General features: G+C 65.2%; 12 protein-coding genes. 4 read left to right on the plus strand and 8 right to left on the minus strand.

All coding sequences use genetic code 11. The annotated features are described in order from the left end of the window. Positions 1 to 75: 75 nt before the first annotated feature. The 5 genes from NIBR502770_RS03450 to NIBR502770_RS03470 all read right to left on the minus strand — a co-directional run bounded on the left by NIBR502770_RS03450 (position 76) and on the right by NIBR502770_RS03470 (position 5,383). Entirely contained in the window at positions 76 to 1,761 is a 1,686-nt protein-coding gene (locus NIBR502770_RS03450; protein ID WP_141181035.1) for an MDR family MFS transporter, read from the minus strand. After that, positions 1,758 to 2,423 (minus strand): TetR/AcrR family transcriptional regulator, encoded by a 666-nt coding sequence (locus NIBR502770_RS03455; protein WP_141181036.1) that lies wholly within the window; start codon positions 2,421 to 2,423, stop codon positions 1,758 to 1,760. Before NIBR502770_RS03455 ends, NIBR502770_RS03450 begins: the two co-directional genes overlap by 4 nt. A gap of 139 nt (positions 2,424 to 2,562) precedes the next feature. After that, the gene (locus NIBR502770_RS03460; protein WP_109863457.1) at positions 2,563 to 3,990 is read right to left on the minus strand and encodes a class II fumarate hydratase; all 1,428 of its coding nucleotides are present in this window, start codon (positions 3,988 to 3,990) and stop codon (positions 2,563 to 2,565) included. An 87-nt stretch (positions 3,991 to 4,077) separates the two neighbouring features. Beyond that, entirely contained in the window at positions 4,078 to 4,692 is a 615-nt protein-coding gene (locus NIBR502770_RS03465; protein ID WP_141161170.1) for a carbonic anhydrase, read from the minus strand. A gap of 10 nt (positions 4,693 to 4,702) precedes the next feature. After that, the gene (locus NIBR502770_RS03470) at positions 4,703 to 5,383 is read right to left on the minus strand and encodes a DUF4245 domain-containing protein (protein WP_141183300.1); all 681 of its coding nucleotides are present in this window, start codon (positions 5,381 to 5,383) and stop codon (positions 4,703 to 4,705) included. 225 nt (positions 5,384 to 5,608) lie between these two features. On the opposite strand from NIBR502770_RS03470, the gene glpX reads away from it, so the two are divergent. The 3 genes from glpX to NIBR502770_RS03480 all read left to right on the plus strand — a co-directional run bounded on the left by glpX (position 5,609) and on the right by NIBR502770_RS03480 (position 8,071). Further along, positions 5,609 to 6,631 (plus strand): class II fructose-bisphosphatase, encoded by a 1,023-nt coding sequence (glpX, locus tag NIBR502770_RS03475; protein ID WP_210411426.1) that lies wholly within the window; start codon positions 5,609 to 5,611, stop codon positions 6,629 to 6,631. A 184-nt stretch (positions 6,632 to 6,815) separates the two neighbouring features. Next, complete coding sequence (locus NIBR502770_RS21765; protein ID WP_371416512.1) at positions 6,816 to 7,220, plus strand: helix-turn-helix domain-containing protein; 405 nt, start codon at positions 6,816 to 6,818, stop codon at positions 7,218 to 7,220. After that, positions 7,217 to 8,071, plus strand: coding sequence for an IS3 family transposase (locus tag NIBR502770_RS03480; protein ID WP_371416457.1), 855 nt, complete (start codon positions 7,217 to 7,219; stop codon positions 8,069 to 8,071). The genes NIBR502770_RS21765 and NIBR502770_RS03480 overlap by 4 nt, the downstream gene beginning before the upstream one ends. Before the next feature lie 11 nt (positions 8,072 to 8,082). Here the strand turns inward: NIBR502770_RS03480 and NIBR502770_RS03485 are convergent, their stop codons facing one another. Beyond that, positions 8,083 to 8,295 carry a hypothetical protein gene (locus tag NIBR502770_RS03485; protein WP_141181037.1) on the minus strand — a complete coding sequence of 71 codons (213 nt, stop codon included), beginning with the start codon at positions 8,293 to 8,295 and terminating at the stop codon, positions 8,083 to 8,085. A gap of 314 nt (positions 8,296 to 8,609) precedes the next feature. Between NIBR502770_RS03485 and NIBR502770_RS03490 the strand changes: the two genes are divergently transcribed. Further along, positions 8,610 to 9,665 carry a peptidoglycan bridge formation glycyltransferase FemA/FemB family protein gene (locus NIBR502770_RS03490; RefSeq protein ID WP_141181038.1) on the plus strand — a complete coding sequence of 352 codons (1,056 nt, stop codon included), beginning with the start codon at positions 8,610 to 8,612 and terminating at the stop codon, positions 9,663 to 9,665. An 89-nt stretch (positions 9,666 to 9,754) separates the two neighbouring features. Here NIBR502770_RS03490 and manA read toward each other — a convergent pair whose 3' ends face one another. Then, positions 9,755 to 10,999 carry a mannose-6-phosphate isomerase, class I gene (gene manA, locus NIBR502770_RS03495; protein ID WP_141181039.1) on the minus strand — a complete coding sequence of 415 codons (1,245 nt, stop codon included), beginning with the start codon at positions 10,997 to 10,999 and terminating at the stop codon, positions 9,755 to 9,757. A 42-nt stretch (positions 11,000 to 11,041) separates the two neighbouring features. Next, positions 11,042 to 12,691 carry an LCP family protein gene (locus NIBR502770_RS03500; RefSeq protein WP_141181040.1) on the minus strand — a complete coding sequence of 550 codons (1,650 nt, stop codon included), beginning with the start codon at positions 12,689 to 12,691 and terminating at the stop codon, positions 11,042 to 11,044. Between the last annotated feature and the right edge of the window lie 10 nt (positions 12,692 to 12,701).

The raw sequence follows: 12,701 nt of genomic DNA on the forward strand, positions 1-12,701 counted from the left end.
CCTGTTGGTCACTTCCCCCCGCCCAGCGTGCGCCTGGCACACAGCCAGCCGGGGCAAGCGGGGCGTTCGACGCCGTCAGCGGGCCTGGGAAACCAGCTCGCCGTCGTCGTCCTTCACAACGTCCCCGTCACCTGCGGCTTCCACGTCCCCGGCAGTGGTGCCGGGAAGCCCGGCGGCGAGCCGCTCGGCCTCCTCGCCGCCCACGGCCTCACCACGGGCCACCATACCGGCGGTGTCCGACAGCGGGATCTGCTTCAGCGTCAGGGCCAACAGCAGCGCGACGGCGATGAAGGGGAGCAGGTACCAGAACACGGGCGCCAAGGAGTCCGCATAGGCGTTTACGATGGCATCGCGCAGCTGCTCGGGGAGCTGGTTGAGTGCCTGCGGGTCCAGGGTCCGGGTGGACTGCCCGGCCTGCTCGGCGGAGGCTCCCGCGCCGGTAAAGGCGCTGGTCAGGGCCTCGGAGAGGCGGGTGGTAAAGATGGACCCGAAGACGGCCACGCCCATGGCGGCGCCCACTTCGCGGAAGTAGTTGTTGGTGCTGGTGGCGGTGCCGATTTGGTCGGCCGGTACCGAGTTCTGGACCACCAGGACCACCACCTGCATGATCAGGCCCAGGCCGGCTCCGAAGACGAACAGCTGCAGGCAGATGACCCAGATGGGGGTGCTGGCCGCAAGGGTGGTCATCCAGAGCATGGCCGCCATGGTGAAGACGGCGCCCAGGATGGGGAACATCTTGTACTTGCCGGTCTTGGAGATCCTGATGCCGGAGTAGATTGAGGTGCCCATGAGGCCGGCCATCATGGGGAGCATGAGGAGGCCGGATTCTGCAGCGGACGTGCCGGAGGACATCTGCAGGAACGTGGGGACGAACGCGATGGCGGAGAACATGCCCAGGCCCAGGGTGAAGCCGATGGCGGTGGCGTTGATGAAGATCCGGTTCCGGAACAGGCTCAACGGGATGATCGGGTCCTCGGCGCGCCGCTCCACCATGACGAACGCGGCGGCAGAAACCAGCAGGCCCGCGCCAAACGCCCAGGTGAGGGGTGAATCCCAGCCCTCGTCCTTCTTGCCGCCGAAGTCGGTGAAGAAGATCAGGCAGGTGGTGGCGGCGGAGAGCAGGACGACGCCGAGGACGTCGATCCGCTTCTCCGCTTTCTTGTTGGGCAGGGTCAGCGCAAACCAAGCGATGGCAAAGGCGGCAAGGCCAACGGGGATGTTGATGTAGAACGCCCATTCCCACGTCAGGTGGTCCACGAAGAAGCCGCCCAGCAGCGGGCCGGCCACGGCGGAGAGGCCGAAGATTGCACCGAGCGGACCCATGTACTTCCCGCGCTCCTTGGCGGGAACAATATCGGCGATGATCGCCTGCGAGAGGATCATCAGGCCGCCACCGCCCAGGCCCTGGATGGCGCGGAAGATGACGAATCCCCAGAAGTCGGTGGCCAGGGCGCAGCCCACCGACGCGAGGGTGAACAGCGCGATGGCCACCGGGAACAGGTTGCGGCGGCCCAGGATGTCACCGAACTTGCCGTAAATCGGCATCACGATGGTGGTGGCCAGCAGGTAGGCGGTGGTGATCCACGCCTGGTGCTCCACGCCGCCGAGCTTGCCCACGATGGTGGGCATTGCCGTGGAGACGATGGTCTGGTCCAGGCTGGAGAGCAGCATTCCGGCGATCAGCGCGGAGAAGATGATCCAGATGCGTTTTTGCGTCAACAGCAGGGGTCCTGCCGGCGGCTTGGCGGTTGCGGTGCTCATTGGTTTCCTTCTGCGGCGGTGGCCGTGCTGTCGAATGGCTGGGAGAAAAGGAGGCTGGCGGCGGAAATGTTCTCCAGCAGCAGGTCCGGATAGCTGCGGGTATTGCCGTCGGAGAAGTAGGCCATGCTGCTCTTGCGGGCGATGGTGCTGAGCAGGACCACTGCCATCTGCACCACTGGGTGGTCCGGCGCCACGCCCTCACGCCTGGCGACGTCCCGGGCGAACTGGGCTTCGCGCTGTTCCGTGACCCCGATGATTTTCAGGATGAGCTGCGGCTCCTTTTTGACCACCCCGATCAGCTGCCGCGTGTCTTCCTCGGACTCCGTCATGCCCTCGGCCAGGCGGAGGGAGAGCCGGACCAGGTCGCTGAACAGGGTGGGCGAAATTTCGCCGGGGCGGGAGCCGGCGGCACCGGCCACGAATTCCTCGATGGCATCGGCCGGAACGTCGTCCTCGGCGTGGCCGATGATGGCGTCTTCCTTGGTGGGGAAGTAGTTGAAGAAGGTCCGGCGCGAAATCCCGGCCACCTCGCAGACCTCCTCCACGGTGTAGCCGTTGAGGCCTTTTGCGGAGGTCAGGGCGCGGGCGGCAGAGGTGATGGCGGTCCGGGTGGCTGTCCGCTTGCGCTCGCGCAGGCTGTCAGAAGTTGCACTATCAGTCACAAAGTACATTTTTGCACTAAAAACCATACAGTGCAAACTCGATGGCTGGCGGGCAGTTGCCTTAACGAGCGACGGCGGCCGGCGCCTTTCGTGCGAAAGGTGCCGGCCGCCGTCGGGCGTTCCCGAAGTGGTGGCGGGGTTAGGCCTTGTGGGCCGGGGCCGTCATGGTGGTGACGTCCAGTGCCTTGTCGAGGTCGGCCTCGGAGACCTTGCCGTCGCCTTCGCCGACAAAACCGAGCTGCTCGGTGGCCTGGCGGATGGTCAGGCCCTCCTTGACGGCGGTCTTGGCGATCTTGGCGGCGTTCTCATAGCCGATGTACTTGTTCAGCGGGGTGACGATCGAGGGGGAGGCTTCGGCCAGGAAGCGGGCGCGCTCCACATTGGCGGTGATGCCGTCGATCATCTTGTCTGCCATGACGCGGCTGGTGTTGGCCAGCAGGCGGATTGACTCGAGCAGGTTGGCGGCCATCACGGGGATGCCGACGTTCAGTTCGAAGGCGCCGTTGGTGCCGGACCAGGCGATGGCGGTGTCGTTGCCGATGACCTGGGCAGCGACCATGATGGACGCCTCGCAGATGACCGGGTTGACCTTGCCGGGCATGATGGAGGAGCCGGGCTGCAGGTCCGGAATCGCGATCTCGCCCAGGCCCGTGTTGGGGCCTGAACCCATCCAGCGGAGGTCGTTGTTGATCTTCATGAACGAGATGGCGATGTTGCGCAGCTGGCTGGAGGCTTCGATCAGGCCGTCGCGGTTGGCCTGTGCCTCGAAGTGGTCACGGGCCTCGGTCAGCGGCAGTCCGGTGTCCGTGGCCAGCAGCTCGATGACGCGCTCCGGGAAACCGGCGGGGGTGTTGATGCCGGTGCCCACGGCGGTGCCGCCCAGCGGAACCTCGGCGACGCGGGGGAGCGAGGCGTTGATGCGCTCGATGCCGTAGCGGACCTGTGCGGCGTAACCGCCGAACTCCTGGCCCAGGGTGACCGGGGTGGCATCCATGAGGTGCGTGCGGCCGGACTTGACCACGTCCTTGAACTCAACGGCCTTGCGCTCCAGCGACTCTGCCAGGTAGCCCAGGGCGGGGATGAGGTCGTTGATCAGGGCGGACGTGGCGGCAACGTGCACGGACGTGGGGAAGACGTCGTTGGAGGACTGCGAGGCATTGACGTGGTCGTTGGGGTGGACCACCTTGTCGCTGCCCGCGGCCTTCAGCGCACGCGTGGCCAGCTCTGCCAGGACCTCGTTGGTGTTCATGTTCGAGGACGTGCCGGAGCCGGTCTGGAAAACGTCGATCGGGAAGTCGCCGTCGTACTTGCCGGCAGCCACCTCATCGGCAGCGTCTGCAATCGCCTTGGCCAGCTCGCCGTCGAGCACACCCAGTTCAGCGTTGGCCTGGGCGGCAGCCTTCTTGACCCGTGCCAGCGCCTCGATGTGGGTGCGCTCCAGGGTCTTGCCGGAGATGGGGAAATTCTCTACTGCCCGCTGCGTCTGCGCGCGGTACAGTGCGTTCACGGGGACGCGGACCTCGCCCATCGTGTCATGTTCAATGCGGAACTCTTCAGTGGAAGTCATGGGGCTAGCTTATGGCTCCCGGGCGCCCCATCGAAAACCGTTAAGGGAGCCGTGCCGGCGGCCCGCCGGGCCGCCGGCACGGAGTTCTCAGAGCTCGCCGATTCCAGAAACAAGGTCGGCGCGGCCCTCTGCCAGGCGGTAGGAGAGGCCAATGACCGCGGTGCGGCCTTCCTCGATTGCGGTGGAAATCACACGCGAGCTGTCCGCGAGGCGCTGGGACATCTGCTTGACGTTCTCCACCACCATGTCGTTGACCTCGGGCTGGTTGTTCCGCAGGGAGGTCAGGACGGAGGGGGTGATGCGTTCCACGAGGTCGCGGATGAAACCTGCCGGCATTTCGCCGGTCTCCACGGCGTCCCTGGTAGCGGTGACCGCGCCGCAGTTGTCATGCCCCAGCACCACGATCAGCGGCACCCCCAGCACGGCGACGCTGTATTCGAGCGAGCCCAGGACGGCGTCGTCGATCACCTGCCCGGCGGTCCGGACCACGAAGACGTCGCCCAGGCCGACGTCGAAAATGATCTCAGCGGCAAGCCGGGAGTCGGAGCAGCCGAAGATCACCGCGAACGGATTCTGGGTTTCCACCAGCGACGAGCGCCGTGAAGCGTTCTGGTTCGGATGCGAGGACTCGCCGTTGACAAAACGTTCGTTGCCTTCGCGCAGGCGGCGCCAAGCCAGGGCAGGGGTGAGGTTAGTAGCCATGCTTACCAGATTAAGGCGCGGCAGGGCTGGAAGGGGAAACTGTGACGGCCGGGCCGGCGTCCAGGGAGCCCACGACGGCGGCCGCCAGTGTGGCGAATTCGTCCAGTTGCGCTGCGCCCGAGAGGACCACGGTGCTGCCCCGGTAGTTCAGGACCATCGACTTTTCGCCCTTGCCGGTGTCCCGCAGTTCCCATTCCCGGCCGCCGGCATTCCGCGAGCCGGTAACGGGGGCGTTCTTGGTCTGCTGGAGCAGCCAGGTGGGGTTGGCCTGCGTGGTCTGCACCAATGCGATGAACGAAGTCTTGGGGGTGACGTAGCCAACCTCCCAGGTGGGAACCCCGCTGCCCGTCCCTGCTTCCCACCGGGCATAATTCGCGCGGAAGGCGTTGCCGGTATCCGGTGCAACGGGTGTGAATCCCGCCACATCAGCCGCGTTCCGTGCCACGGACGCCACGTCGATGTCCGGGCGGTAGCCCTCGCTCTTCGGCTGCGGGTTCATGAGCACAACAGGCAGGAACGCCGCGATGCTCAGCACCAAGGCAATGATCATGCCGATCACCGAAGCGTTGGCGCGCTTGGCCGCCGCCGCCGGAATGACGGGCTTCACGGGGGTGTCAGCGCTGCTGTCCGCGGCGCCTGGCCGGCCGCTGGGGCGGGCCGGGCCGGAGCTGGGACTGGTGGCTTCCTGCATGTCGTTCACCCCTCTATAGTCGCCTATCCCGGAGCTTGACTTCCATTCGGCCCCGGCCGGCGGTCCGCCCCGGGCTGCCATCCACATTGCGGGGTTGCGTCACGGGCCGCCCCCGTCGCGGCGCCGCGACTATGATCGGTAACAGAGGAATCACCGTTCTGCTGCACCGGCGGGCGGGTTCAATGATCGCCACTCGAAGAAGAGGTTCACGTGTCACCAGCGTCCATGACCCAGAAGTACTCCACGATTTCGCCGTCGCTTGCCGTGGGCCACGACGAGCCGGACCGCAACCTTGCCCTTGAACTTGTCCGCGTCACCGAAGCCGCGGCCATTGCCGGCGGCCACTGGGTTGGCTTCGGCGACAAGAACACCGCCGATGGTGCCGCCGTCGACGCCATGCGCTCCTTCCTGCAGACCGTCCACTTCAACGGCGTCGTGGTGATCGGCGAGGGCGAGAAGGACGAAGCGCCCATGCTGTTCAACGGTGAGCGCGTGGGTGACGGCACCGGCCCTGAGGTGGATGTCGCCGTCGACCCCATCGACGGAACCCGCCTGACCGCCCTGGGCATCAACAACGCACTGGCAGTACTGGCCGTTGCCGAGCGCGGCTCCATGTTCGATCCCTCCGCCGTGTTCTACATGGAAAAGCTGGTTACCGGCCCCGAGGCCGCCGACATGGTTGACCTGCGCCTGCCGGTCAAGCAGAACCTGCACCTGATTGCCAAGGCCAAGGGCGTGAAGGTCAACCAGCTCAACGTCATGATCCTCGACCGCGACCGCCACCGCCCGCTGGTGGAGGAAATCCGCGAAGCCGGTGCCCGAACCAAATTCATCATGGACGGCGACGTCGCCGGCGCCATTGCCGCGGCCCGCTCCGGAACCGGCGTTGACGCGCTGATGGGCATCGGCGGCACCCCCGAAGGCATCGTGGCGGCCTGCGCCATCAAATCCCTGGGCGGCGTCATCCAGGGGCGGCTGTGGCCCACCAGCGACGAAGAGAAGCAGAAGGCCATCGACGCCGGGCACGACCTCGAGCGGGTACTTTCCACCAACGACCTCGTCTCCAGCGACAACTGCTACTTCGCCGCCACCGGCATCACGGACGGCGACCTGCTCAAGGGCGTCCGCTACTCCAAGGACAAGGTCCTGACCCAGTCCATCGTGATGCGTTCCAAGTCCGGCACCATCCGCTTCGTGGACGGCGAACACCAGGCCAGCAAGTGGGAAGGCTACGCCCGCAAGAACTGACCCGCGGCCCCCGCTGACCGAAAGCCCCTGGCGCACCTGAACTGCTCCCCGGAAGTTGGACTGAAAATTCAGTTTCGACTTCCGGGGAGCAGTTTTGCGTTCAAGTAGTTCTTTGTCGGCCGATCAGCGCGCGACGGCTGTAGCGTGGTTTGAGAAAGGCCTTGCATATACGGCGACAGCCACCATGCTGGGTGTGTCTCGTGAGTCTAGTGGGCCTATTAAGAGGCTGTATCGGCGGTGGAGGATTCATGGCCAAGGTGCGCTGGTGACCAAGCCTGCTCAGTCATACACGTTCGAATTCAAGCTCGCTTTGGTGCAACGGTTCCTTGCTGGTGAGACTGCACCGGCCTTGGCGGAAGAGGCCGGCTTATCTTCGGCCGTGCTTCTCAAGTCGTGGGTGCGTACCTACCGTCGTGAAGGCGTGGACGCCTTACGCCCCAAGCCCAAGGGCAGGCCCCGGAAGCCCGACTCCCCACCGCCGGCTGAGGTATCCGAGTTGGAAAAATTGCGGCGGGAGAACGAACGCCTGCGGGCCCAAGTCGCGTATCTGGGAAAATTGCGAGCCTTGAGGGCTCCAAAACAAAGGTGAAGGTCCAGGCCCTCATCGCCCTCAAGGCTGACTTCCCGCTGCCGATTCTTCTTCAGGTCTCGGGCCTTCCCCGATCCACGTTTTTCTATCACCAAGCGCGCCTTCAAGCCCCTGACCCCCAAGGGGAGCTCAAGTCTTCCATCGCGGAGATCTTTAAGAAAAACCATGGGCGCTACGGGCACCGGCGCGTTCACAGAGAACTGCTCAACCTTGGCTGGACCGTTGCAAAAAAGACCGTGCTGAAGGTGATGCGGGCACTCGGTCTGCTCTGCAAGGTCCGGCGCAGGAAGCGCTACAGCTCCTACCAAGGCGAGCAAGGCATGATCGCGCCGAACCTCCTGAACAGGAAATTCGATGCCACTGCACCCAACCAGAAGTGGGTCACTGACGTGACAGAGTTCAGTGTCGGAGACCGCAAGCTCTACCTCTCGCCTGTCATGGACCTCTTCGACCGCCAGATTATTTCCCACAGCATCAGCACATCGCCGAACTTGGATCTAACTAACAACTCCCTGCGCGCAGCCTTGGAATGCTTGGAGCCTGGGCAGCAGCCACTCGTGCATTCGGACCAGGGTTTCCAGTATCAGCACGTATCGTGGCGCACCCTTTTGGCGAACGCCGGCGCGGTTCAATCAATGTCCCGCAAGGCCAACTGCTACGACAACGCCGTGATGGAAAACTTCTTCGGACACCTCAAGGAAGAACTCTTCCACCGTGTCCGCTTCCTCAACATTGAAGTCCTAACGGCAGCACTGCACGAATACATCTACTGGTACAACACTAAGAGGATTTCAACCAAGCTCAACGGCCAGAGCCCGATTCAATACCGTTTGACGGCCCTCGCGGCTTAGGCCCTCATCCGTTACTCAGGCGGCGACTGCAATCCGTCATTGCCGGTCCTGCGCTTATTTAGCCACTGCTCGCGGTAGATGTCTGTCTCCCGCTTATGCTTCTGGCCTTGGTTCGCAGCCCAGCCAACAGCGAAATAGATGAGGACAAAAGCGGGCGCAAGTTGCCAGCCCATAGTCAACCCGGCTACCACGCCGACAAGGATGCCGCTTGCGATCCACAGCACTAGCCTAGGTTTGCTCCGAGGTTGATAGCCGCCAGCCATGGCTCAGGCTAACCCTGATTGCGCTCAAGTGACAGGCGTACGTCCCACTGAAAAACCTGATCCACGACGTTCCATCGGATGACGATGGGGGCCGTTGGTCCATCTCCACGCAAAGAAGGCCCCGTCCTTGGTGGGACGGAGCCTTCTTCAAAAAGCCAAGCCGATCGCTGACCGCTAAAGTAGAACGTCAGCCATTTAAGAGTCCAACTTTCGGGGACCAGTTCAACCACGCGCCGGGGGCTTTGGCGTTAAAGCCTTGGTATAGGGTTTAAGCCATGATTCCTGCTGTTGTGCCCTGTACTGACCGCGCCCTCTGGGACGAGCACGTTGACCGGTTCCAGGGGCATCCGCAGCAGCTGTGGGGCTGGGGCGAGACCAAGGCGGCGCACGGCTGGTCCGTGGACCGGGTCCTGGTCAAGGACGGCGACGAAACCATCGGCTGCGCCCAGCTCCTGGTCCGCAGGCTTCCCGTCCCCTTCCGCGCACTGGTCTACATTCCCCGGGGCCCCATGTGCCCGCCCGGCAACGCGCAGGTGGTCCTGAACCGGCTGGCAGAGCATGCCGCGCTCCGCCACCGGGGCGTTGCCCTGAGCATCGAACCGGACTGGGACAAGGACTCCGCCTTTGCCGGCGCCGTTGCCGCCGCCGGTTTCCGCGAGTCCACCAACACCGTCCTCATCCCGCGCACGCTCATCCTGGACCTCACCCGGTCCGACGACGAGCTGATGGCGGAGATGTCCAAGTCCACGCGGGCCAACATCCGCAAGGCCATGCGCAGCGACGTTGAATTCCGCAAGGTCAAGAACGAAGCCGAGCTGGAGCAGGTGCTGGCCATCTACCACCAGACCGCCGAGCGGGCAGGCTTTGGCATCCACGAGGACCAGTACTACCGGGACATCTTCCGGAACCTGGGCGACTCTTCCCCGATCATCGCCGCGTTCGACGGCGAGCAGATGCTGGCCTTCACCTGGCTTTCGCGCAGCGCCGCCACCGCGTTCGAGCTCTACGGCGGCGTCTCCACCGAAGGGCAGAAGCAGCGGGTGAACTACGGCGTGAAGTGGGCGGCACTGCAGGCCATGCGGGAAGACGGCTGCAGCCGGTACGACTTCAACGGCCTCCTGAACGACGGCATTTCCGATTTCAAGAAACAATTCGCAAAGCACGAAAACATGCTCCTGGGAACGTGGGAAAGGCCGCTGTCGCCGTTCTACCCTGCCTACGCCAAGGCCATGCCGCTCGCCCGCAAGGGTCTCCAGCAGGCGCGCCGGCTGCTGAAAGGCGCGGCCGGGCAGGTCCGCCCATTGGTTCGAAAGTTGCGTCCGGGCAACTAGCCGCGGCAACTGGCCCGGTCAAAGCCAAAGGGCGACGACGGCACTCACCAGAGTGCCGTCGTCGCCCTTCCTGCTGCTATGGCGCCGGACTAGAGTCCGGTGGTCACCGCGAAAGCCAGGGCCGGCCCGGTGCTGCCGGCCACCCGGTGGACGTTGACGGGGGCCTCGGCCGCGGCAATGAACGCACTGCCCCCCTGCTCCAGCTCCAGGTCGCCCTTGGGGGAGTCGAGGTACACGGCGCCGGCCACCACGATGACCACTGCCGCGCCTGCCTGCGCCAGCGGGACGGGACCGGAGTCCGGCCCGAGCTCAATGCGCTGCAGTTGGAACTCCCCGAACGGGGGCCGGAACAATTCCTGGTCCAGCACGGAAGTTTCCGCGGTGAGCATCGGAACGGCCACCGGGTGGAAGTCGATGGTCTTCAGGAGCTCCGGCACATCGATGTGCTTGGGGGTCAGGCCGCCGCGCAGGACGTTGTCCGAGGACGCCATGACCTCCACGCCCAGGCCGTGCAGGTAGGCGTGCACGTTTCCGGCGGGAAGGTAGACGGCTTCCCCCGGCTTCAACGAAATCCTGTTCAGCAGCAGCGAGATCAGGACGCCGGGGTCGCCGGGATACTTTTCGTTGAGGCTGATGACGGTGCCCAGCTCTGCCTGGAAGGGCTCGAGGGAAGCACCGGACACCAGGGCCGCCACCACCAGCGCTGTTTCCTCTGAAACGCCCTGGCCGCCGGTGATTAGCCGCTCAAAGGCGCGCCGGAGTCCTGCGCCTTCGTCCGAGGCGGTGAGATCCTCAAGGAGGGCCCGGAGCAGCGCAGGGACCTGCGCGGGCCCGGGAAAGGCATCCGCGATGTGCTGCAGGATCACGCGGGTTTCGGCGGCGGGCCGGAACCCACAGAGGGCCTCGAACGGAGTGAGCGCGAAGATCATCTCCGGCTTGTGGTTGTCGTCCTTGTAGTTACGGTGCGGCGCGTGCGGATCCACTCCGGCTGCGTTTTCCCGGGCGAACCCCTCACGGGCCTGTTCCAGGCTCGGATGCACCTGGAGGGAGAGCGGCTGCGCGGCTGCCAGGACCTTGGCCAGGAAGGGCAGCCGGGGCCCGAAAGCGGCCACGGAGTCCGAGCCCAGGAAATGCTCCGGATCGGAAGCGATCAGGGAGTCCAGCGGGCTCCGGGTTCCGTCCTCGGGCAGGTGCGCCACCGACGGCGAATCAGGGTGCGCACCGATCCACAGTTCGGCCTCCGGACGCCCCGACTCAGGGCGTCCCAGCAGCGAGGCGATGGCCGTCGTCGAACCCCAGGCGTAGTCACGCAGGACGTTCTCAATCTCGTACAAAACCGTTCCATTCCTTGGTGGGTGGGAGCTGGCGGGCGGCCGCTACAGCGGGGCGCACTGCCCGTTGGTGGCCACGAGCTGGCGGATGGCCTCTTCGTTGCCCTCCAGCTTGAGCTGGGTCAGCATCTCTTCGGTGATCGGCTCACCGTCGGGCGTGGTGGTCACAGGCGTAAAGTCCGACGGCGAGGGCTGCTGGACGGCGTTGCCCGCGGCCGGCAGGGTGGCCGGGACGGTCCCGGCGGCCTGGACGTGTCCGGCGCCTGCCTGGGGAAGGGCCATTATGTCGTCGGTGATGCCGGCCGACTGTGCACCCTTGGCGGAAGCCGATGCCAGCAGCTGGTCCACGCGTTCGTGGATCTGGTCGAAGTCGGGGTTCGTGGAAAACGACGCGTCAAAGTCAGGCGGCCCGATGGTCAGCCGCTTGACGTCCTTGCCCCTCGCCTTGATGGCCAGGTCAAGGAAGCTCCCCAGTTGGGCGGAGGAAATGTTGGACTCCACCACCTTGGTCCCGGCGCCGGCGATGTCCTCGAACTTGGACAGCAGGGTGGCCGGATCCAGCTGTTTCAGCATGGCCTGCTGGACGCACTGCTGGCGCTGGATGCGGGAGTAGTCGTCAACGTATTCGCGCGACCGGCCGTACCAGAGGGCCTGGGCGCCGTTGAGGGTCTGGTCCCCGGCGGGAATCCAGCCCAGTGGCATGCCGTGGGTCTTGGTGGCCTCGTCGAAGTAGCCGCTCATGGGAACCCAGCCGCCGGCCTTGATTTTGATGCCGCCCATGGCATCGATCAGGGTGGAGAATCCCTCCATGTCGACCAGGACATAAGCCTGGATCTGCATGCCCAGGGTGCCGGAGACGGCTTCCATGGTGGCCTGCGCGCCGGGGTCTGCCACGCCCGGGTACAGGTCCGCGTGTTCGTTGGTGACCTCGGTGTTGATGGCGTTGATCAGGCACTCGTCACCGCAGTTGTAGCCGTCCGGGTAGAGGGCACGCATGGGGGAGCCTTCGCTGAACTGGGCGTTCTGGAAGTTCCTGGGCACGGAGATGATGGCGGTCTGGCCCGTTTGGGCATCCACGCTGAGGATGGAGAGGCTGTCTGGCCGGCGGCCGGTGCGGTCATCGCCGGCATCGCCACCCATCATGAGGAAGTTGTAGCGCCCGTCCACCGGCTCGATGGCCGGCCCGGATGAAAAGATGTTGCCGATCGCATTGCGGCCCACATTCAGCAGGTAGGCGGCGTACCCCATTGAGCCACTGCCCAGGACCAGGGCCAGGACCAGGGCAATGCCGACGGCGGGCCGGGCCCGCGGTGCCAGCAGGACAGGGCGGATGAGCCGCAGGGTATTCAGGAACAGGAAGGCCCAGCCGAGGGCCAGCGCGGCGAGCACCACTACCAGCAGCAGCGACGTGACGGGGTTGGTCACGATGTTGATGACCAGGCTCCGGTTCAGCAGCAACAGGACCAGGGCCAGGAGCAGGACCGCCCATACGGAGAGCGTGACGCGGAGCGCCGTCCGGCCAAGCTTGCGGTCGCCCGCCACGAGCTGGGCGCTCCCGGGCACCAGCAGCGTCAGCAGGACCAGGACGAAAGCCCGCTTGGTGCGGACTTCGGGAGACGCACTGACCGGGTAGCGCACCGGGTCCGACAGCGACGGGCCGGAGCCGGTGTGGAGGACGCTGCTGCTGCTGGCCATGCCGGGCGCC

This window comes from Pseudarthrobacter sp. NIBRBAC000502770 (assembly GCF_006517815.1).
Lineage (GTDB): Bacteria > Actinomycetota > Actinomycetes > Actinomycetales > Micrococcaceae > Arthrobacter > Arthrobacter niigatensis.